The 21,207-nt window shown below is 71.7% G+C and carries 17 protein-coding genes; 13 read left to right on the top strand and 4 right to left on the bottom strand.

Features of this window, described 5'->3' with window-relative positions; genetic code table 11:
• Positions 1-33: 33 nt before the first annotated feature.
• A complete protein-coding gene (locus ABH937_RS32900) occupies positions 34-2,148 on the bottom strand; it encodes a right-handed parallel beta-helix repeat-containing protein (RefSeq protein ID WP_280691747.1) in 2,115 nt (704 codons plus the stop codon).
• Between the two features lie 407 nt (positions 2,149-2,555).
• Between ABH937_RS32900 and ABH937_RS32895 the strand changes: the two genes are divergently transcribed.
• Positions 2,556-3,161: a hypothetical protein gene (locus ABH937_RS32895; RefSeq protein WP_370220312.1), complete on the top strand. Its 606-nt coding sequence runs from the start codon at positions 2,556-2,558 to the stop codon at positions 3,159-3,161.
• Between the two features lie 29 nt (positions 3,162-3,190).
• Here ABH937_RS32895 and ABH937_RS32890 read toward each other — a convergent pair whose 3' ends face one another.
• Positions 3,191-3,955: a hypothetical protein gene (locus ABH937_RS32890; protein WP_370220311.1), complete on the bottom strand. Its 765-nt coding sequence runs from the start codon at positions 3,953-3,955 to the stop codon at positions 3,191-3,193.
• Here ABH937_RS32890 and ABH937_RS32885 point away from each other — a divergent pair.
• Positions 3,927-4,346, top strand: a complete 420-nt coding sequence (locus ABH937_RS32885; RefSeq protein ID WP_370220310.1) for a hypothetical protein — start codon at positions 3,927-3,929, stop codon at positions 4,344-4,346. The genes ABH937_RS32890 and ABH937_RS32885 overlap by 29 nt on opposite strands.
• 376 nt (positions 4,347-4,722) lie before the next feature.
• Positions 4,723-6,195 carry an aminopeptidase P family protein gene (locus ABH937_RS32880; protein WP_280691751.1) on the top strand — a complete coding sequence of 491 codons (1,473 nt, stop codon included), beginning with the start codon at positions 4,723-4,725 and terminating at the stop codon, positions 6,193-6,195.
• Positions 6,196-6,272: 77 nt separating this feature from the next.
• On the opposite strand, the gene car is transcribed toward ABH937_RS32880, so the two are convergent.
• Positions 6,273-9,881: a carboxylic acid reductase gene (car, locus tag ABH937_RS32875; RefSeq protein WP_370220309.1), complete on the bottom strand. Its 3,609-nt coding sequence runs from the start codon at positions 9,879-9,881 to the stop codon at positions 6,273-6,275.
• Positions 9,882-9,957: 76 nt separating this feature from the next.
• Positions 9,958-11,349, bottom strand: a complete 1,392-nt coding sequence (locus ABH937_RS32870; RefSeq protein ID WP_280691753.1) for an MFS transporter — start codon at positions 11,347-11,349, stop codon at positions 9,958-9,960.
• Between the two features lie 216 nt (positions 11,350-11,565).
• Here ABH937_RS32870 and ABH937_RS32865 point away from each other — a divergent pair, with 216 nt between their 5' ends.
• From ABH937_RS32865 to ABH937_RS32820, 10 genes are read left to right on the top strand one after another with little or no spacing between them, the layout of a single operon-like run.
• Positions 11,566-13,239: a 2-isopropylmalate synthase gene (locus ABH937_RS32865; RefSeq protein ID WP_370220308.1), complete on the top strand. Its 1,674-nt coding sequence runs from the start codon at positions 11,566-11,568 to the stop codon at positions 13,237-13,239.
• The gene (locus ABH937_RS32860; protein ID WP_280691755.1) at positions 13,236-13,739 is read left to right on the top strand and encodes a MaoC family dehydratase; all 504 of its coding nucleotides are present in this window, start codon (positions 13,236-13,238) and stop codon (positions 13,737-13,739) included. Before ABH937_RS32865 ends, ABH937_RS32860 begins: the two co-directional genes overlap by 4 nt.
• Positions 13,736-14,728 carry an isopenicillin N synthase family oxygenase gene (locus ABH937_RS32855; RefSeq protein ID WP_280691756.1) on the top strand — a complete coding sequence of 331 codons (993 nt, stop codon included), beginning with the start codon at positions 13,736-13,738 and terminating at the stop codon, positions 14,726-14,728. The genes ABH937_RS32860 and ABH937_RS32855 overlap by 4 nt, the downstream gene beginning before the upstream one ends.
• Positions 14,725-15,570 carry a CoA ester lyase gene (locus ABH937_RS32850; RefSeq protein ID WP_280691757.1) on the top strand — a complete coding sequence of 282 codons (846 nt, stop codon included), beginning with the start codon at positions 14,725-14,727 and terminating at the stop codon, positions 15,568-15,570. The genes ABH937_RS32855 and ABH937_RS32850 overlap by 4 nt, the downstream gene beginning before the upstream one ends.
• Before the next feature lie 41 nt (positions 15,571-15,611).
• Positions 15,612-16,517 (top strand): hypothetical protein, encoded by a 906-nt coding sequence (locus ABH937_RS32845; protein ID WP_280691758.1) that lies wholly within the window; start codon positions 15,612-15,614, stop codon positions 16,515-16,517.
• The gene (locus ABH937_RS32840) at positions 16,514-17,428 is read left to right on the top strand and encodes an alpha/beta hydrolase (RefSeq protein WP_280691759.1); all 915 of its coding nucleotides are present in this window, start codon (positions 16,514-16,516) and stop codon (positions 17,426-17,428) included. The genes ABH937_RS32845 and ABH937_RS32840 overlap by 4 nt, the downstream gene beginning before the upstream one ends.
• The gene (locus ABH937_RS32835; RefSeq protein ID WP_280691760.1) at positions 17,425-18,651 is read left to right on the top strand and encodes an aminotransferase class I/II-fold pyridoxal phosphate-dependent enzyme; all 1,227 of its coding nucleotides are present in this window, start codon (positions 17,425-17,427) and stop codon (positions 18,649-18,651) included. Before ABH937_RS32840 ends, ABH937_RS32835 begins: the two co-directional genes overlap by 4 nt.
• Complete coding sequence (locus ABH937_RS32830) at positions 18,648-19,541, top strand: ornithine cyclodeaminase family protein (RefSeq protein WP_280691761.1); 894 nt, start codon at positions 18,648-18,650, stop codon at positions 19,539-19,541. The genes ABH937_RS32835 and ABH937_RS32830 overlap by 4 nt, the downstream gene beginning before the upstream one ends.
• 23 nt (positions 19,542-19,564) lie before the next feature.
• Complete coding sequence (locus ABH937_RS32825) at positions 19,565-19,762, top strand: hypothetical protein (RefSeq protein ID WP_280691762.1); 198 nt, start codon at positions 19,565-19,567, stop codon at positions 19,760-19,762.
• The gene (locus ABH937_RS32820) at positions 19,755-21,206 is read left to right on the top strand and encodes an amidase (protein WP_370220307.1); all 1,452 of its coding nucleotides are present in this window, start codon (positions 19,755-19,757) and stop codon (positions 21,204-21,206) included. Before ABH937_RS32825 ends, ABH937_RS32820 begins: the two co-directional genes overlap by 8 nt.
• Position 21,207 lies beyond the last annotated feature (1 nt).

The raw sequence follows: 21,207 nt of genomic DNA, 5'->3' as shown, positions 1-21,207 counted from the left end.
CGCGGACCGGGGCCGACGATGGGGCTGAGACCGTCAGTAGGCCTGGTAGCCGAAGAGGTCCACCACCAGCTGAACGCCGGCGCCGGAGGCGTTGTAGAACGAGACCTTGCCGTCCTTGACCGGGACGACGACCTGGTTGGGGATCGTCTCGCCGGCGGTCCAGTTGAGGTTCGAGGCGTCCGGTGCGGCGTCCCCGTGCGGGTAGACCGTCAGGTGGCCGTCGGCACCCGGCTCGGTCACGGTGACGTTCAGCGTGACCGACGTCGCGTTGGGCGGGAGTTCCGCCGTCGAGATGTCGAGCGTGCCCCAGGCCGGGACAGCACCGGCCGGCCGGTTCGAGCCGTCCTCGAAATACGTGGTCTGCCGGGTGTCCATCAGACGCGCCGGCCCGCTGGGCTGGTACGTATTGCGTCCCGTCGTGCTGTAGTAGCCGGCGAGGTCGGCGATCAGGTGCACGGTGCCGCCGGAGGCGTTGTAGAACGAGACCTTGCCGTCCTTCACCGGGACGGTCACCAGGTTGGGGATCGTCTCGCCGGCGGTCCAGTTGAGGTTGGACGCGTCGGGTGCCGCGTTCCCGTGCGGGTAGACCGTCAGGTGGCCATCGGCACCCGGTTCGGTCACGGTGACGTTCATGGTCACCGCGGTGACGCCGGTGGCCGGGACGCCGGCGATGCCGGTGACCGGGAGGTCGACGGTGCCCCAGGCGGGGACGGCGGTGGCGTTCGGGACGCCGATCGGGACCCGGGTGTCCAGCAGGCGGGTGGGACCGGCCGAGGTGAACAGGCTGCCGGTCGTGCTGTAGTAGCCGGCGAGGTCGGCGACCAGCTGCACGGTGCCGCCGGAGGCGTTGTAGAACGAGACCTTGCCGTCCTTCACCGGGACGGTCACCAGGTTGGGGATCGTCTCGCCGGCGGTCCAGTTGAGGTTCGACGCCTGCGGCAGGGGGTCACCGTGGGGGTAGACCGTCAGGTGGCCGTCGGCACCCGGTTCGGTCACGGTGACGTTCATGGTCACCGCGGTGACGCCGGTGGCCGGGACGCCGGCGATGCCGGTGACCGGGAGGTCGACGGTGCCCCAGGCGGGGACGGCGGTGGCGTTCGGGACGCCGATCGGGACCCGGGTGTCCAGCAGGCGGGTCGGACCGGCCGGGGTGAACGCGCTGCCGAAGCCCTGGAACTCCTGCGCGCCACGGTCACGGTAGCCGCTACCGGTGCCGGTGTTGGGCACCGCCGGGTCGTCCACCGGCGGCCACTCCCAGGCGTCGGTGCTCATCATGCCGGGGGCGTTCTCGTCGGCGGAGTCGACGATCGGCGAGAGCGAGTCGTTCGGACCGTGCTGCCACACCTTGTTCGGGTCCGACACGTAGTCGTGCGAACCCTGGCCGGTCGCCGTGGTGAAGTCCTGCTGGGCGGTGTACGTCGTGCCGCCCCAGTTGTAGGCCGGACCGCCGCTCATCGGCGAGACGGTGTCGTAGTCCTCCTTGGTGCCCGTGACGGAGTCCGGGGAGACCGAGATTCCGGTGTCCGAGGAACCGGCCGGGCAGGGCTTGCCGCTGCTGGCCGAGGTGTCGACCACGTTGTTCTCGAGGACGGCGTCCGTTGAACCACCGCTCAGGACGATGCCGGCCGAGCAGCCGGTGAGGAGGGTGTTGCTGACGACCACGGTGCCCGGTGCGTTGGACACCTGGATGCCGGTCTGGTCGGTCGTGCTGTTCGGCTGCACCATGTTCGTGGACACGACCGTCCCGGTCGAGCCGCCGTCGACCTGGATCAGCGGACCGGCCGCGTAGCCGAACTGCCCGTGGCCGAAGAAGACACCGCTGGAGTTGTCGGTGACGTGGACGCCGCCGCCCCACGCCTGGACGCCGGTGATCGAGACGTCCTGCGCGTTGTCCACCACGATGGACTGCTTCTGGTTGGAGGAGACGACGAGGTTCTGGATCCGGAGGTGTTGGGCACCCTTGATGACCAGGCCGAAGTCCGGGGAGTTCGGCGCGCCACCGGTGAACGAGGCGCGCGCCCCCTGCAGGCCGGGGCCCGGGTCCGGGCCCCGGAAGGTGATCGGAGCCGTCGCCGTGCCGGAACGGGTGAGGGTCAGCGCGGTGTCGTTGTAGCTGCCTGCGGCGATCTCCACCGTCTGACCCGGCATGACCACCGCGGCGGCGGCCGCGATACGGCAGAACGGCGCCGCCTGGGTGCCGGTGCCGGCGTCCGAGCAGTGGGCCCCGGCCGCGTTGTTGACGTAGAGGGTGGTCGCGTCGGCGACGGCGCTGGTCGAGCTCAGGGCCGGGACAACGGCTATCCCGAGCAGTGCGGTCCCGAGCAGTGCGGCAATGCGGTTCTTGATGATGCCCCCAGGGAAAAGCGAAGTTGGAGCCGTTCAGAGCGGCGGGCCTTCGACCGTCGGGAATCCGCCTTCGGCGAAGGGCGAACGGATTCTCGCACAGGGGTTCGCAGGGCGGCGAGCCAGATTCGTCAGCGGAGCCGCGCTGGGTGTTTCGTGGGACCGGGCACCCTGGCTGACGCGCCGTGCCGGGGGCTGGTAGGTATGGGAGTGTGCGCTTCGACCTCGTGCCCATGCCGCTCGCCGTCCAGGACCGACCGCGGGATGAGCGCGGCTATCCGGTGCCTGCCATCACTCCGTGGGAGGACGGGCAGCCGCAGTTCGCGCTGACCGACTACGGCCGCAGTGCCGAGTGCGCTCGGGAGCGGCTGTGTTCGGTGTGCGACGCGCTGATGCCGCGCGGGCCGGTGTGGCGGGTGGTCGGGGCCAGTGAGAGTGCCGCGATCGGGGAGGCGCTGGCGGCCGGGCGGCCGTACCGCAACCTGGCGCCGACGTTGGAGGGTCCGGGGCACCGTGCGTGCATGTTGTACGCGTCGATGGTGTGCCCGTATCTGGCCAGGCCGAACGCGCGGCGGGGCCTGGGGGCCGAGCAGCCGGACGAGTTGACGGAGCATGTGGTCCGTGGGGCGGTCCGGGGCGCGCTCGGTGCGGTGGTGGGGTTCGGTGACTACGAGTTCGCGGTGACCGGGACGAAGGTGATGTTCCGCTTCTTCGACGTGGTCGAGTACCTGCCGCACGACAACGCGGACGCGCATCTGGCCGAGTTGCGGGCCGAGTTGGCCCGGAACGGCCGCGGGCCCGCTCAGCCGGCCGGCTGAACGGGCCCACGGGCGAGGCGGCTTGGGCCTCAGCTGTGACGGTAGGCGGGCAGGCCCTGGTAGCCGGAGATCAGGGTCGGCGCGGCGGAGCCGTTCGCGGGGAGGGTGACGATGCCGTTCGCGGTCCGGGCGGCGATGGTGGTGCCGCTCGGGGACCAGGCCGGCTCGGTGTAGTCGGTGGTGGCGTGCGGGGTGAGGTCCTTGGCGGTGGCGGTGGCGCCGCTGTTGGCGCTCTCGAAGAGGTGGTCGTGCCCGTCCACCGAGCGGACGAAGACGATCTGCTCGCCGTCCGGCGACAGCGCGGGCTCCGAACCCTTGGTCACCGGGCCGCCCTGCTGGCGCAGGGACTCGTCGCGGATGAAGACCTCGCCGGTGTCGCTGTTCGCGTAGACGGAGCTGCCGTAGGGGCCGCCGCCGTTCGGCCACAGGTTGCCGGTCTCCGGGTTCGGCTGGGTGTTGTCGCCCGAGTAGCCGCCGAGACCCAACTGCTGCGGCGTGCCGTCGACCGCGGTGGCGGGCACCTTCTCCAGCTGGGAGACGCCGTTCCTGGCCGCGACGAAGAACAGGTTGTCCTTGACCGGGTAGTAGCCCTGCGGCGAGGCCGCCGCGACCTGCCAGGCGGGGTGCGACCAGGTCTCACCGGCCGGGTGCTTGGCGACGGTCACCCGCCCGCTGCCGTCCGGGTTGGCGACGGCCAGGTCGCCCGCGCCGTCGACGAACGCGGCCTTGTGGCCGTCGGGGGACCAGACCAGGTCACGGACCGCGGTGCCGAAGTCGACCGTGGTGCCGTTCATCACGACGTACCGGCTGCCGTTGCTGATGGTCAGGCCGTTGCGGGCGGTGCCGTTCAGCGGCGTCGGCGAGTTGCCGGTCGCCGGCGCGCTCGACGGCGTGGCGGATGCCGACCGGCTCGGCACCGGGCCGGACGACTGCGTCGGCGTGCCGGCGGCTGCGGTGGGCGAGGCGCTCGGCGTGCCGGTCGTGGGAGAGGCGGACTGCGTCGAGGACGGGGACGGGGTCGAAACGGCGCTCGGCGAAGCGGAGTTGGCAGCAGTGGAGGTGGTCGAAGGGCCGCAGGAGGTGAGCAGCAGGGCCGTCCCGGTGGTGACGGCGACGGTGAGGCTGACGGCGGCGGCGTGGCGGCGGGCGCGAGCGGACATGACGGTTCCCCCCGAGGAACTGTGAGGCGGTCTGTGGGTCTCGCCGGAGCCTTGCCTCCCCTGCCGGCGTCCGTGCCCGTTCGGTGGCTCGCTGCTCTGTGCGATAGGAGAACTCTGTCGAACGGGGGTCCGGGAAGCGTCTGCCTCCTGTCACAGGTGTGCAACCGCGGTTGGTGGCCGATCGATGGTCGCCGGCCGGGCCGGTTCCCGGACGAGCACACGGCATGCCGGGGTTCGTTAAACCAAACGTTGAGGCGACTGCAACCTTACGGAAGGCGGGTCGATTCCTCTTTCTCCCTGCCTGTGTTCGGTATACCGTACGGATTGCGCCAGCGGGCGAGGCGGCGATGCCGATCGCGCGAAAGGCAGCTTGGACCGATTCGATTCATTCGATTCAGGAGATGGTTGTGACCGAGCGGACATCCGAGAGCCGGCAGCCCGAGGCCCCCGTGAGCGAGCGCAAGAAGCGGAAGAACGGCGTGCTCCCGGGAGTGAGCGACGAGCTCGCCGAGCACATGAAGCAGGGCTGGGCCGACACCGAGCTGCACGATCTGGAGCCGATCCCGCAGGCCGCGCACACCGCGCGCCGGCGGGCCGAGCTGTCCGCCCGCTTCCCCGGCGAGCTGCTGGTGATCCCGTCCGGCAACCCGAAGGTCCGCTCCAACGACACGGACTACCCGTTCCGGCCGTCCTCCGAGTACGTGTATCTGACGGGTGATCAGTCCGAGGACGCCGTCGTGGTGTTGGAGCCGGGGCCGGACGGCGGGCACCAGGCGATCGCCTACCTGCTGCCCCGGTCCGACCGGGAGAACGGCGAGTTCTGGCTCGACTACCACGGCGAGCTCTGGGACGGCCGGCGCAACAGTCTCACCGAGAACGAACGGCTGCTCGGCCTGCCCTGCCGTGATGTCCGCACGCTGGTCGAGCGGCTCGGCGCGGTCGCCGGCCCGGTCCGCGTGCTGCGCGGGCAGGACGCGGCCGTCGAGGCCGCCCTGCGGGGTGCGGTGACCGCCGAGCGCGACGAGGAGTTGCGCGTCTTCCTCTCCGAAATGCGCCTGGTCAAGGACGAGTTCGAGATCGCCGACCTGCGCTTCGCGTGCGCGGCCACCGCCCGCGGCTTCGAGGACGTGGTCCGCGTCCTCGGGACGGACACGCCGACCGGCGAGCGGGTCATCGAGGGCACGTTCTTCCTGCGCGCGCGGATCGAGGGCAACGACGTGGGCTACACGACGGTCTGCGCCGCGGGGCCGCACGCCACGACGCTGCACTGGGTGCGCAACGACGGCCAGGCCCGTCCCGGTGATCTGCTGCTGCTGGATGCCGGCGTGGAGACCAACAACCTCTACACCTCCGACGTGACCCGTACGGTGCCCGTCAGCGGCCGCTTCACCCCGATCCAGCGCAAGGTCTACGACGCGGTGTTCGCGGCGCAGGAGGCCGGCATCGCCGCGGTCAAGCCCGGCGCCGGGTACCGGGACTTCCACCACGCCGCGCAGCGGACCCTCGCCGAGCACCTGGTCTCCTGGGGTCTGCTCGGCGACCGGTCGGTGGACGAGGTCTTCGAGCTCGGCCTGCACCGTCGCTGGACCCTGGCCGGCACCGGTCACATGATCGGTCTGGACGTCCACGACTGCGCCGTGGCCCGCACCGAGCTCTACGTCGACGGCACGCTGGAGCCCGGGATGGTGCTCACCGTCGAGCCGGGGATGTACTTCCAGGCCGACGACCTGACCGTGCCCGCGGAGTACCGCGGCATCGGCGTCCGGATCGAGGACGACATCCTGGTCACCGCCGCCGGCAACGAGAACCTCTCGGCCGCGCTGCCCCGGACGGCGGACGACGTGGAGGCCTGGATGTCCCGACTGCGGGGCTGATGGCGCCTGCCGCTGACCGGACCTGACGGCCGACCGCACCACCGGGTGCGGTCGGCCGTTGCGATGTGCGGCGCCCGTCAGAGCAGGCCGAGCAGCTCCAGGTCCGCGACGCACTTGGCGATGAACTCCGGTGCGAGCGACGGCACCTGACCGCTGCCGGCACCGAGACTGCCGGCACCGAGACTGCCGACGCCCGGGCGCCCGAGGTCCGGACTCCCGACGCCCAGGCTCCCGACCGCCGCGGTGAACCGCGCGGCCGGTACCGCCGACCCCTCTCTCGGCTCGCCCGGGCGGGCGTAGGCCTGCATCAACGGCAGCAGCGACAGCCGGCGCTGGTGGTCGGGAAGGCCGCGCAGCGCCGCCTCGAAGCGCATGTGCCACTCCCGGTGATCGTCGAACCGGGTGATCGGGTGCCCGGCGCTGATCAGCCAGTCGACGATCTCGTCCAGGGAGATGCCGTCGTCGTTCGCGTTGACGGTGTTGTACGTGAGGTACCCGTCCGCACTCCGGGCGCCGAGCGAGGCGATGGCTTCGGCGGTGAAGTCGACGGGCAGGCCGCTGTAGTGAGCCCGGCGGCGGTTGCCCTGCTCGTCGAGCCGGTAGAAGGAGCGCGGCGCCATGCCCGTCGCGATGACGCTGAGGATCAGCCGGGTGAACCGGTCGGGCAGGTTCAGCTGGCCGGGCAGGCGGCTGTGGGCCAGGATCATGTCGGGTCGGAACACCGTGACCGGCAGGCCGGTCCGTTCGTGCGCCTCGCGCAGCAGGACCTCGCCGGCCCACTTGCTGGTGGCGTACCCGTTCGCGTCGGAGGTGCTCAACCGCCGTGTGGGGGAGGACGAACGGATGTCGACCGCCTCGTCGAGGACGGACCCGTCGGGCTGCATCGCGGCGGCTATGGTCGAGACGTAGACGAACCGTTTCTGCCGTCCGGTGAGTGCCAGTCGGATCAGCTCCGCCGTCGCGGCGACGTTCGGCTCGAACAGCCGGCTGTACGGAAGCACGTGGTTGACCAGGGCCGCGGCGTGCACGATCTGCTCGGTCTCGGCGGCGAGCCGCTGCCAGGCCGCGTCGTCCAGGCCCAGCTGAGGTGCCGACACGTCCGCGGCCAGGACTTCGAGATGCTCCGCCGCGACCGCGTCGAACCAGTCGGCGCAGTCGGCCTGGCCGGCCCGGTCGCCCCCGTCCCCCGACGCCGCGCGCAGGCACCGGACCACGCGCTGCCGGGCGGCCGCGTCGTCGGTGGCGCGGGCGAGGCAGGTCAGCCGCCCGCCGGTCCGGGCGACGCGCTGGAGCCATTCGATCGCCAGGAACCGTCCGAGGTAGCCGGTCGCCCCGGTGAGCAGGACCCGCTCGGCCGGACGATGCTCAATACCAGAGCGCTCGACAAGGAGCCGCTCGTCCAGGAAGTGACCAAGGGTCAGGTCGCTCGCCCGCACCTCCACCGCGTCGCGACCGTGCACCGAGGCGAACGTGGCGCGCAGCTCCCGGGCCCCGCGCGCCGCGCCGAGGCGGTCCGCGATGCGGGCCAGCGTCGAGCCGGGGCCGAGGACGGCCTGGACCGGGACCTCGACGTCGAAGAGCTGCTCGAGAACGGTCGAGAAGGTGTGCGCTGACAGCGAGTCACCGCCCAGCTCGGTGAAGTTGGCCTCCGGCCGCACCAGCGACGAGGGGTAGCCGAGGGTGATCTGGACCGCGCTGAGGACCGCCTCCAGCGGTGTGACGTCGCGGCCCTCGGCCCGCAGTGCCGCGAACTGGCCGGCCCGGCCGGTCGCGATGTCCGCGTACAACTGCTCCAGCCGGGCGCCGTAGTGCTCCTTGAGGGCGGGGCGCAGGAGCTTGCCGACCCCCGACAGCAGTCCGTTCCCGATCGTGAACGGCTGCCGTTCGACCAGCACGTCGTGCGGGACCTCGTAGGCGTTCAGGCCCGCGCCGTGGGCGAGTTCCCGCATCGAGTCGAGGACGGTGGCCCGGATCGCGGCATCGTCGGCCTGCCCCAGGCGCTCCCGGTCGGGGACCACCACCGCCAGTAGGAACGCCTGCTCGGGGCTGCCGTAGACGTAGAGCTGCGCGATGGACGGGCTGGTCGAGTAGAGCGCCTCCAACCGGGACACGGCGACGAACTCCCCCTGGGAGAGCTTCACGACGTTGTTGATCCGGTCGACGTAGACCAGGCGGTCGGGTGCGATCTCGGCGAACACGTCGCCGGTCCGGTAGTAGCCGTCCTCGTCGAAGGTGCGTGCGCTGGCGTCGGGCTGCTTGTAGTACCCAGGGACCAGCCCGACCGACTTCAGCCGCAACTCGCCCCGGGGGTACGGCTTGTCGGTCGCGAAGTAGCCGAGCTGCGGCACGTCGACCAGCCGGTAGTCGAGCACCGGCGGACGGCGCACCTGCTGGTCGACGACGACGGCCCTGGTGGTCTCCGTCGACCCGTAGCAGTCGATGATCTTCGTGTCGAGGACCGAGGCCATGAACGTGTGCATCGCCGCCGACAGCGGCGCGCTGCCGCACAGGGCGCTGACGATCCGGCCGCCGAGCATGCCGTCGCGGACCTGCTCGCGGGCGGCCGCCTCGGCATCGGGTCGGGCCAGGCCCGTGCGGCAGCGGCGGTCGGCTTCGAGCAGGTACCGCTGGTGGACCATGTCGCAGATCCTCGGGACCAGGCTCAGCACGGTGGGTCGCGCCAGGCGCAGGTCGTCGAAGAGCGTCGACATGTCGCTGCTGGCGGTGAAGAAGCCGATGCCGCCGCAGGAGAGCCCGGAGACCAGCCAGGAGCGGCCGTTGACATGGCTCATGGGCATGTAGTGCAGGATGATCGTCGGCACCGGCGTGCTGCCGCCCGCCGGGCCGCTCATGCCGCCGCAGCCGTTCTGCCACATGCGCGTGATCATGGACGTGGTGTAGATCGCGCCCTTGGGCGTGCCGGTGCTGCCGGAGGTGTAGATCAGGCCGAGCAGCCGGTCCGGATCGCCGTCGTCATACGGTGGCACGGCGGGCAGTTGGCCGCCACGGCCCAGTTCGTCCCGCAGCGAGACCACCGTGGCTCGCTCGCCCAGCTTGTCGACGGCGGCCCGCAGCGCCTCGCGGTGGTCGTCCACGCGAAGGTCGCAGTCGAAGACGACCAGGCGCTCGATGGAGTCGGACGCCAGGACGGTGTCGACCGCGGCGTCGATCGAGCCGAGGTCGGCGGCGAGCAGCCGCGGCTGCGTTTCGGTGACGACCGGGGCCAGCCGTACCGCGGACGATCCGGTGGCCAGCGGGACCGACACCGTCCCCAGGTACATGCAGGCCAGATCGATCGTGGCGTAGTCGACGCTGGTGAAGCCCAGCGTCGCGACGAAGTCGCCGGCGCGCAGGCCGCCGCCGGCGGGGTCGGCCCAGGCGGTGGCGAGGCGGCCGACCCGCTGCCACAGCTCGGCGTAGGTCACCGTCTCGAAGCCGGGCAGGAGTTCGAGGGTGCGACGGCCGGTCGCGGGGTCGTGGACGATCCGCTCGGCCCGGCGGGCGAGCGCCGTCCGGTCGGCGTAACCGTCCATCGCGGCCGCGATGGTGCCGATGAGGCTGCCGGCGCGCTGCCGGATGGCGTCGGCGACGGCCGGCGACGGGGCGGCTGCGGCGAATTCGGGATCGTTCGCGTGCAGTGCCGCGGTCCGGGACGCGAGGTCGCGACCCGTCTGGTGCTCAGACATGAGTGCTCCGGTGTGTGATGGAGTCCGATGAGGCTCCCGCCGGACCGGCCCTGCTGGACCGTGCCCCCCACACGCCCTAGGCCGGGTCGGCGGGCAGCCGGCGAGCGCCGAGGCCGACGGCCAGCGCCATCAGCAGGTAGATCAGAACGGCCGCGAACGCCGGTGCGGCGATGCTGTTGCCGGACTTGAGGCCGCCGATCAGCGCGACGCCGATGGTGGTGCCGGACGACCGGCCCGCCGACATCAGTCCGCTGGCGAGGGCCGAGCGGTGCGCCGGGGCCGTCGCCATCACCAGGGTGATCTGCGGAACGGTCGCCAGACCGAAGCCGAGTCCGATGAACGCGAGCCCGATGCCGGTACCGATCGGGGTGTCACCGCCGATGAAGACCAGCAGCACCCCGCCGACCAGGGTCAGCAGCACCGCGATGCCCAGCACCCGTGGCGCGCCGAGTCTGGCGTGGACGCGCCCGGCGACCAGCGGCATCAGGGTGATCGGCAGCGCGGAGGGCAGGAAGCAGAGTCCGGTGGTGATCGGGCCGTACCCGCGCACCTGCTGGAGGAAGACGCTGATCGAGAACAGCAGCCCGTAGTAGCCGGCGAAGAGCAGCAGGCCCGCCGCGACGAAGCCGCGGAACCCCGGGGCCCGGAACAGGTCGCCCGGGATCATCGGGAACGCGTACGTGCGCTGCCTGACCACGAAGGCGGCGAGCGCGAGGACGGCCGCCACCGCCGCCACCATCGGCAGCGGCCGGGTCCAGCCCAGCTCCCGCCCTTCGGTGAGCGCCAGCGCGATGCCGGCGAGGAAGGCGGCGGCGAGCAACTGGCCCAGCACGTCCTGGGGTTCCTTGCGGACGTTCGCCCCGGCTCGGGGCATATGACGGGCCGAAAGCCACTGGATCACCAGCACGGCCGGCACGTTGACCAGGAAGATGCTCCGCCACCCCACCGCCGCGACCAGCGTGCCGCCGAGGATGGGACCGAAGGCGACCGGGCTGCCGGCGACCATCGCCCAGATGGAGATGGCCTTCGCACGGCCGTCCGGGTCCCGGTAGGTGTCGGTGAGCATCACCAGCGTGGCGGGCGTGAGCAACACCCCGCCGAGCCCCTGCAACGCCCGCGCGACGACGAGCGCGGGACCGTCGGGAGCCAGTCCGCACAGCACGGACGTCACCCCGAACACGGCGACGCCGAGCCGGAACATCCGAACGGCGCCGAACCGTGCGACCATCGCGGCCCCGGCCAGCACCAGGCTGGCGAGGACGATCGCGTACGCGTCGACGACGAGCTGCATCATCGGCAGGCTCGCCCGCAGGCTGGCGCGGATCGCCGGGATCGCGACGTTCACGATGCTGATGTCGATGACGATCATCCCGGTCGCCAGGCTGGCCACCGCGAGAACGCGACGGGGTCTCACGGGGGCCTCGGCCAGGTCCGGCGCGTCGCTGTCGAGACTGGTCGAGTTGGCCATGGGCCGCCATTTCAGGTGAGACGAATGAATTCCTGCCGATCAGTGCTGCGAAATCCTAGACCCGCGGCCGGCCGTGGCGTCAACCGGCAGCCGTCGAACTGACCGGAAAGCGCCGGAATAGTCCGATTCCAGGGTCCGGTCTAGAAAATCCTCTGTTTCCGACCGAGCCGGGCGCTCCGTAGTGTCGAAGCGTCGAGAACAGCGAGAGGAGGCAGCATGGGAGCACGCGGAACGGGTTCACCACTGCCTTTCCCGGAGCGGAACCGGGGAATTCCGCAGCGTCCCTCGTCCATGCCGTTCCACCGCTATGCGCGGAACGGGCCTACGCCTACCACCGGTTGGCTGCGACGTTGGCCGGACCGGGCGCTCGAGCGGGCTCCGGTGTGGGCCTCGGTCGATCTCCGGGACGGAAATCAGGCGCTCGCCGAGCCGATGGACCCGGGCCGGAAGAAGCGGCTGTTCGAGTTGCTGGTCGCGACCGGCTTCAAGGACATCGAAATCGGATATCCGGCGGCCAGCACCGACGACTTCGATTTCGTCCGGGAGCTGGTCGGCAAGGACGGAATTCCGGACGACGTGACGGTTTCGGTATTCACGCCGGCCCGGCCCGATCTCATCGAGCGGACCTTCGAGGCGATTCACGGAGCCGACCGCGCGACGGTGCATCTGTGCCATGCGACGGCGTGCCTGTGGCGCGAGGTGGTGTTCGGCCTGGAGCGGCCCGAGGTGCTGCGGATGGCCGTCGAGGGCGCGCGGCAGCTGGTGCGCCTCGCGGAGCGGGCGACCGGGACGGACATCCGGTTCGAGTACTCGCCGGAGACCTTCAACCTGACCGAGCCGGAGTTCGCGCTGGAGATCGCGGACGCGGTCACCGAGATCGTCGGCGCCACCCCCGACCGGCCGCTGGTGCTGAACCTGCCGACCACCGTGGAGACCCACTCGCCCAACGTCTTCGCCGACCAGGTGGAATGGATGCACCGCAACCTCGACCGGCGCGAGTCGATCATCCTCTCGGTGCACCCGCACAACGACCGGGGCACCGCCGTCGCGTCGGCCGAGCTGGCGCTGATGGCCGGGGCCGACCGGGTCGAGGGCACCCTCTTCGGCAACGGCGAACGCACCGGCAACGTCTGCCTGGTGACGCTCGCGCTCAACCTGTTCAGCCAGGGGGTCGACCCCCAGCTGGAGCTCTCCGAGATCGACGCCGTCCGCGAGATCGTCGAGGACTGCAACCGCCTGCCGGTGCACCCCCGGCACCCCTACGCCGGAGACCTGGTGTACACCGCCTTCTCCGGCACCCACCAGGACGCCATCGCCAAGGGCCTGGCCGCGCTCTGCGCGCAGGCCGAGCGCGAGGGCCGCGAGGTCGCGGAACTGCCCTGGCAGGTCCCGTACCTGCCGATCGACCCCAAGGACGTCGGCCGGGACTACCAGGCGATCATCCGGGTGAACAGCCAGTCGGGCAAGGGCGGCATCGCCTATGTGCTGAAGGCCGGTTGGGGGATCGACCTGCCCACCGACCTGCGCCGGGACTTCGCGGCCGTGGTGCAGAGGGCCACTGACGCGCTGGGGCGCGAACTGGAACCGGCCGAGCTCTGGCAGCTGCTCCGGGGCAACTACTGCCTCGACGACTCGCTCGCGGCACCGTCCGGCGCCGACGAGCACCAGGTCGTCGCGGAGCACGCCACGGCGCACGGCGTCGAGTTCACCCAGTTCGTGGTCACCGCCACGACGGTCGCCGCCGGTGAGCCGACGGCCTGCTTCGCGGCGCTGGACGCGGGCGGCCGCACGGTCTGGGGCATCGGCCTGGCGGCGACGGCCGCCGACGCGGCGCACCGCTCGTGCCGGTCCGCACTGCGCCGAGCCGGCATCCGAGGAGGAGAGCTGTGAAGGGCAACGCCTACCGCACCGTCGGCCCCGGGATCTACCGGGAGGACGGCGGCCTGCTCTACGAGGACTTCGTCCCCGGCGAGGTCATCGAGCACCGGCCGGGCCGGACGATCACCATGAGCGACAACGTGTGGAGCTCGCTGCTCTGCCTCAACCAGCATCCGCTGCACATCGACGCCGTCTACGCCGAGCAGACCCGGTTCGGGCAGGTGCTGGTGTCGAGCCTGGTCACCTTCGGGATCGTCAACGGGATGACGGTGGCCACCATCAGTGCCAAGGGCATCGCCAACCTCGGCTGGGACCAGGTGCGGCTGACCGCACCGGTGTTCGTCGGCGACACGCTCTACGCGCGGACCCGCATCCTCGCCAAGCGGGAGTCCGCCAAGCGGCCCGGCGAGGGCATCGTGACCGTCCACACCACCGGCCAGAACCAGCACGGCGCGACAGTGATCGAATTCGAGCGGACGATTCTCGTCCCGCGGCAGGAGGCGGACCGATGATCCCGATCATCACGCTGGAACCCGAGCTTGCCCGGGCGGAGCGCGAGGATGCCGAGCAGACGACCGCCGAGCGCGAGGCCGCCGAACGCAAGGTGGCCGACGAGATCTCGGACGCCTGCCGGCACAGCGGGTTCTTCGTCGTGCGCGGCCACGGGATCGCCCCCGAGGTCTTCGACGACGCCTACGCCGCGTCGCTGCGCTTCTTCGGGCTCCCGCTGGACACCAAGCACCAGCTCGCGATGCGGACCAGCACCGCGCGCGGCGACAACGACTACAGCCCGTACGGATACAGCGCCCTGCTGGCCGAGAACGCGTACGCCTACACCGGCAAGCAGGGCATGCCGTCGGACTACGTCGAGAAGTTCAGCGCCGGGCGGCTGATCCTGAACGACGCCGAGGACCTGCCCTTCCCGGCGGACGAGCAGGGTGCGCAGCTGCGCGCCGCGCTGAAGCGGTACTTCGCGGCCTGCGAGACCATGGCGGACCGGATCGCCGAGCTGCTGGCCCTGGCCCTGGACCTGCCGCGGGACTTCTTCGCCGGCCGGACGAACACCTCCAACGACTCGCTCCGCTCGCACCTCTACCCGGGAGTCGCCCCGGAGTTCCGCAACGACCAGGGCATGGGGCAGCACACCGACGGCACGCTGATCACCCTGCTCACCCAGGACGGCCCGGGCCTGCAGCTCCAGGACCGGGCCGGCCGCTGGCTGGACGTCGAGGTCCCGGAACGCGACAGCTTCATCGTCAACATCGGTGACCTGATGGCCCGTTGGTCGAACGACGAGTACGTGTCGACACCGCACCGGGTCCGGCTCGCCGACCGGCGGCGGCAGTCGATCGTCTTCTTCAAGCTGGCCAACGACGACGCGGTCATCGAGTGCTTCCCGAAGTTCACGGCAGAGCGCCCCGCGAAGTACCAGCCGATCCGCTACGAGGACTTCTCGCTGCAGAAGATGAACCTGCTGTTCGGCCGGGAGGGTTCGCGGTGAGGTCGTACGCGAGCCTGCTGTACACCCCGGCGCTGCGGCTGGCCTCGGTGGCCGAGCCGGGCCGGGTTCGCGCGGACCTGCTGGTCCTGGACCTGGAGGACTCCGTCCCCGGGGCGAAGAAGGCCGAGGCCCGCGCGCTGCTGGCCACGGCGGACCTGAGCCGGGCCGGGCTGCCGGGGCTGGGCCTGCGGGTCAACAGCATCGCGACCCCCGACGGCCTGGCGGACCTGCGGACGCTGCTCGAACTGGACGCCGTGATCGGCGGCGTCCCGATCGACGTGGTCTTCATCCCCAAGATCGCCGGCCCCGGCGACGTGGCGATCTACCGGGCGCTGCTGGCCCGCACCTCGAAGCCCCCGCAGATCTGCAGCTTCATCGAGACCGTGGACTCGGTCGAGAACGCCTTCGCCATCGCCGCGGTGAGCGACGGACTCTGCTTCGGCCAGGCGGACCTGACGGCCGAGATGTACGCCGAGAACGCGGCCTATCTCGACTACGCGCGGGCCCGGCTCTGTGTCGCGGCGGCCAGGTACCGGCTGCCCGCCATCGACACCAACTCCTTCGAGCTGCACGACCTCGACGTGGTCGCGGCGACCTGCCGGGCGGCCCGGGACGCCGGATTCACCGGCAAGGCGGCCATCCACCCCCGGCAGGTGGAGGTGATCGCCGAGGCGTTCACGGTCGGCCCCGACGAACTCGCCGAATACCGGCGGGTGGTCGCGGACTACGACGCCCTGCCCTCCGGCTTCACGGTCGAGAAGGACCGCGTGCTGGCCCCGCCGTTCGTGCTGCGGGCCCGGCGCATGCTCCAGTTCCACGCGGCCGACGCCGCCCGCTCCTGACACCCGCCCCAGCACCCGCAATGACGAATCGGGGAAGCCCAGTGAAGACCCTGCCGCAGTACGCGATCATCGACGTCTCCACCCACCCGACCGAGCTGGTCGACGGCCGCCTGCGGGCCGTCGGCGACGAGCTCGTCACCGAACTGGTCCGGCTGGTGACCGAAGCGGACGGCGTCGCCGTCTGCCACGGCGTCGCCCGGACGCTGGCGAGCCACGGGCTGGACGTCCACCAGGAGCAGGACGCGGCGGTGGGCCGCGACTACCTGGAGTCGCTGTTCCGCGCCTTCGGCGCGCGGGTGGACGTCGCCGCCTTCAGCCCGGTCGTGATGGACTACGACCGGATCGCCGGGATGGACGTCGACGGCTACAACAAGAACAAGCACTTCACCCCGAACGGCGACCACACCACCGAGCGCGAGTTCCTGACGACCAAGTGCGTGCACTTCGACGCCGCCACGCCGTTCGTCGGGAACATCTACGGGCCCAACACCAACATCCAGGGCGGCACTCCGGTGGTCTGCGACACCCGGGCCTACTGCGCGGACTCGGGGGTGGCTGCGGCCGACCTGATCGAGCTGATGCCGCACAGCTTCAACGTCGCGGTCCGGGAGGAGCACGCCGAGCGGATCCTGGCCGGCTACGCCGGCGCGGTCGACGTCGACCTCGCCGCGGACCTGGTGCTGGTCGTGCTGCTCAACGAGGTGGCCGGCGGGTTGGCGCACGCGGGCTCCGAGCCCCGCGCGGTCGATCCGGGCAAGCCCGCCCGGCGCCCGATCCGGCACCTGGAGTACCAGTTCGCCGAGGGCGTCGAGCTGGCGAAGTGGTACCGGCACTACAACCTGGAGATCCCCGCGCCCAGCCTTCAGGTGCCGGACGAGGCCGCGCGCGAGCGCTACCACCGCGGCATCGACCCGGTCGGCGCCGAGGGCGGGGCCGGGTCGCGATGACCTCCACCGAAACCGGTGTGCCGGTCATGTCCGGGAGCGACGTCGCGGAGCTCGAAGAGCTGCTGGCGGCGCTCTCGGCGGACGACTGGCCCGACGACATCGACCAGGCCCGGGCGTTCTACGACGCCTGGGGCGCGCCGATCGCCGCCGACGTCCTGGTCGAACAGCGCGCCGGCGGCTACCTGCTGACCCCGCCGAACACCGAGGGCGCCCGGATCGGGCTCTACCTGCACGGCGGCGGCTACGTCTACGGATCGCTGCGCAGCCACGGCGCGATGGTGGCGGAGATCGCCCGGGCGGCCCACTGCCCGATGTTCTTCGTGGACTACCGGCGGGCCCCCGAGCATCCCTACCCGGCGGCGCTCGACGACGCGCTGGCCGCCTACCAGGGCCTGCTGGCGAGCGGGTTCGCCCCTGCGGACGTGGTGTTCACGGGGGATTCGGCCGGCGGCGGCCTGGTGCTCGCGACGCTGCTCAGGCTCCGGGACCTGGGGCTGCCGCTGCCGGTCGCGGCGGCCTGCGTGTCGCCGTGGACCGACCTGGCCGGCACCGGGGAGAGCTACCGCACGCTGGCGGACGAGGACCCGCTGATCAGCCACCACGTGGTCGCACTCGTCGCCGAGTCCTACCTGGCGGGCACCGAGCCGACGACCCCCTACGTCTCCCCGCTGTACGGGGATCTCGCCGGTCTGCCGCCGGTGCTCATCCAGGTGGGCAGCCGCGAGGTCCTGCTCAGCGACGCGCAGCGGTTCGCGGACGCGCTCCAACGCGCCGGGTGCGTCGGCACGTTGGAGGTGTGGCCCGGCATGGTCCACGTGTGGCATCTGCACCACGCGCGGCTGGGCAAGGCCCGCCAGGCCGTCGCCCGGCTCGGCGGCTGGCTCCGCGCCCGGGCCGGTGGCGGGCGATGAGCGAGCAGATCACCGGTCCGCACCGGTACCGGAACAACCGGAAGATGGTGCCGGCCAGCGAGGCCGCCTGGGGTCTGGCCCAGGAGCACGGGATGCTCGGCCTGGTGGTCGAGGCCGTCGACGGCCAGAACCGGCTGCGCGAGACCCGCACCGGGCACGAGTTCGCCAACCTGTCGTCCTGCTCGTACCTGGGGCTCAACAGCCACCCCGCGGTGGTCGAGGCGGGGCGCGCCGCGCTGGCCGAGGAGCGGATCACCGGACTGTCCATGGGCGAGTTCCGGATCCGCCTGGGGATCATGAACCGGCTGGAGGAGGAGCTCGCCGAGCACTTCGGCGCCCAGGTGCTGCCGTCGGTCTCGTGCGGCGTGCTGAGCGCGGCGATCCTGCCGCTGCTGGCCTCCGGTCATCTGACCGGCAGCGAGCCGCTGGTGGTGGTCTTCGACCGGTTCGCGCACTTCTCGATGAACTTCCTCAAGCCGATCCTCGCCGACGAGACGCTGGTCCTGACCTGTCCGCACGACGACATGGCGTACCTGGAGGACATCTGCAAGCGGTACCCGCGGGTCGCCTACGTCTGCGAAGGCGTCTACTCGGTCGGCGGGCAGGCGGATCTGCCGGGGATCAGGGAACTCCAGGACCGCTACGGCCTGTTCGTCTACCTCGACGACTCGCACTCGCTGTCGACGGTGGGCGAGCGCGGCGAGGGCTACGCGCGCACGGTGTTCGACGTCCTCGACTCCCGCACGATCGTGGTCGCCTCGATCGCCAAGGCATTCGGCAGCACCGGCGGCATCGCCATGATGGGCGACCGCGAGATCTTCGAACTCCTCTACCGGTCCGGGCCGTTGGCCTGGTCGCAGGGGCTGCGGACCGCCGCGGTCGGCACCACCCTGGGGGCCCTGGAAGTCCACCGGAGCCCGGAGCTCGGCCGGCGGCAGCGGCAACTCGCCCGGAACATCGAGCTGTTCGACGAACGGCTGCGCGGGCACGACCTGCGGGGCACCGGATCGCACATCAAGTTCGTCGTGACCGGCGACAACGACCGGGCGGTGCGGCTGTCCACCGAGCTCTACCGGCGCGGCTACTACTGCTCCGCGATGTTCTTCCCGATCGTGGCCCAGGGCCAGGCCGGCGTGCGGATGATGCTGCGGGGCGACATGCCGACGGAGCTGACCGAGCGGTTCGCGACCGACCTGCTGGAGACGCTGGCAGGACTCGGATGACCCTGGTCCGCTCGGTGGCACACGCGGCGGGCGAGGTCACCGCCGTCGCCGAGCTGATCCGGACCGCGCTGCGCGGCGGCGCGGTGCGGCGGATGACCGTGCCGCTGCGGCAGGTCGTCGAGGACGGGCACGGCGCCAAGTTCCTGGTGATGCCCGCCGTCTGCGCCGACTTCGGGCTCTACATCGCCAAGACCGCCACCATCACCGACGGGCCGGGACCGACCGTGACCTCCGTGGTCCCGGTGTTCTCGACGAGGACCGGGGAGTTGCTGGCGGTGCTGGACGGCGCGGCCGTCACCAACCTCAAGTGCGCCGCCGTCACGGCCGTGGTCACCGATCGCTGCGCGGCCCGGGACAGTTCGGTCCTCGGCATCGTCGGATCCGGGGTCCAGGCCTGGCAGCAGTACCTCGGCGTCTCGGCGGTGCGGGAGATCACCCGGGTGCGGGTCCACTCCCGCACCGCCGGGCACGCCGAGGCGCTCTGCGAGCGGATCAGGGCGGCCGGCCGGGCCCGGGCCGTGGTCTGCGCCTCGGCCGCCGAGGCCACCTCGGGGGTGGACGTCATCGCCACGGCGACGACGTCCGTGCTCCCGCTGCCGATCGCCACCGACCTGCCGGAGCACGTGCACATCAACTGCATGGGCGCGCACACCACGCGGTCGCGCGAGCTGCCGCACTCGCTGCTGGCCGCCGCCACGCTCGTGGTCGAGGACATCGAGACCGCCGTCGCCGAGGCCGGCGAGATCCACCGCACGGCGATCGACCTGGCGGCCCTGGAGAGCGGTGGCCACACCGGGCTCGACGGCCGCCCGACCGTCTTCAGCTCCACCGGCCACGCCTCGCTGGACCTGATCACCTGCGCGCACCTGGTGGGGCGCACGCACCGCTGAACGTATCGAAGGGAAGACCGCACGTGGCAACCACCGGCAAGGCAGGCAAGGCAGGCAAGGCAGGCAAGGAAGAGGACACCGCAGCGCACGAGTTCGCGGTCACCCTCGCACGGCTCGGCATCGAGATGCCGCCGGACCTGGCACCCGGTGTGCTGGCCGGCTACCGCCCGCTGCGGGCGATGATGGAGCTGCTGCGCACCGTGGAGATCGCGGATGTCTGAGCTCGACACCGCCGGACCCGGCGCCCTCGCCGAGCTGTCCGTCGCGCGGGCCGGAGCGCTGCTGCGCACCGGGGCGATCAGCTCGGTGCAACTGGTGGAGCACGCGCTGGGCCTGATCGAGGCCTACGACCAGGAGCTGCACTCCTTCGTGCTGGTCACCCGGGACCTGGCCCTGCGGCGGGCGCGGCAGGCCGACCGGGAGTTGCGCGAAGGCGTCGACCGCGGGCCGTTGCACGGGATCCCGTACGCGCTGAAGGACGTCTTCGCGGCCGAGGGCCTGCCCACCACCAACCAGTCGTGGCTGACGCTCTCGGACGTCGCCGCGCAGGACAGCGCGGTCGAGGCCCGGCTGCGGGCCGGCGGCGGCGTGCTGCTCGGCAAGCTGGCCACCTATGAGTTCGCGCTCGGCGGGCCGAGCGCGGACCTGCCCTTCCCGCCGGCCCGCAATCCCTGGAACGGCGAGCACATTCCCAGCGGTTCGTCCTCGGGTGCTGGGGTCGCCGTGGCCGCCGGGTTCCTGCGGGTGGCGTTCGGATCCGACACCGCCGGCTCGATGCGCGGCCCGGCGTTCCACTGCGGGACCGTCGCGCTGAAGCCGACCTACGGCGCCGTGTCCGGACACGGCGCCACCCCGCTGTCGCACACCATGGACCATTTCGGGCCGCTGGGCTGGACGGTGGCCGACACCGCCGCCGCGTTCCAGGTCGTCGCCGGGCCCGATCCGCGCGATCCGCGCACCCGTGACGCGCCGGTGCCGGACGTCCGCTCCGGGCTGACCGGGCTGACCGGGGACGTCCGGGGGCTGCGGGTGGCGTACTCGACCGCCTGGTACGGCGCGGATCCGGCGACCCTGCCGGAGATCACCGAGGCCATCGAGCGGGCGCTGGCCCACCTCGACAAGCTCGGCGCGATCGTCGAGGAGTGCGAGCTGCCGCCGTACGAGGTGTTCAACGCCTGCGGCCGGATCATCCTGGCGGCCGAGGGGTTCGCCGTGCACGAGGCCAACCTGCGTGCCGCGCCCCGGGAGTTCGGCCGCTTCACCTACCAGAAGCTGATGCCCGGCGCCGGGGTCGGCGCGAGCGATCTGCTGCGCGCGTTGGAGGTGCGCCGCGGGCTCGCCGCAGCGCTCGACCGGCGGGTCTTCGCCGACCACGACGTGCTGATCACCGCCTGCGGCCAGACCACCGCGGCCCGGTTCGACGACTTCCCCGTCAACTGGCCGCCGCCCAGGCTGGCCAACGACATGCAGACCATCCCGTTCGCGCTCACCGGACACCCGGCCATGTCCCTGCCCCTCGGGTTCGCCGGGAACGGCCTACCGATCGGGCTGCAACTGGTCGGGCCCCGGTTCGGCGAGGCGAGCCTGTTCCGGGCGGGCACCGCGCTGGAGGCCGAGTTCGGCCGGCGCGACACCCGGCCCGCCCTGACCGCATCCCAGGAGTAGC

It is taken from the genome of Kitasatospora sp. GAS1066B, assembly GCF_041262605.1.
Classification (GTDB): Bacteria; Actinomycetota; Actinomycetes; order Streptomycetales; family Streptomycetaceae; genus Kitasatospora.
This window is presented reverse-complemented; position numbering and strand designations above follow the sequence as displayed.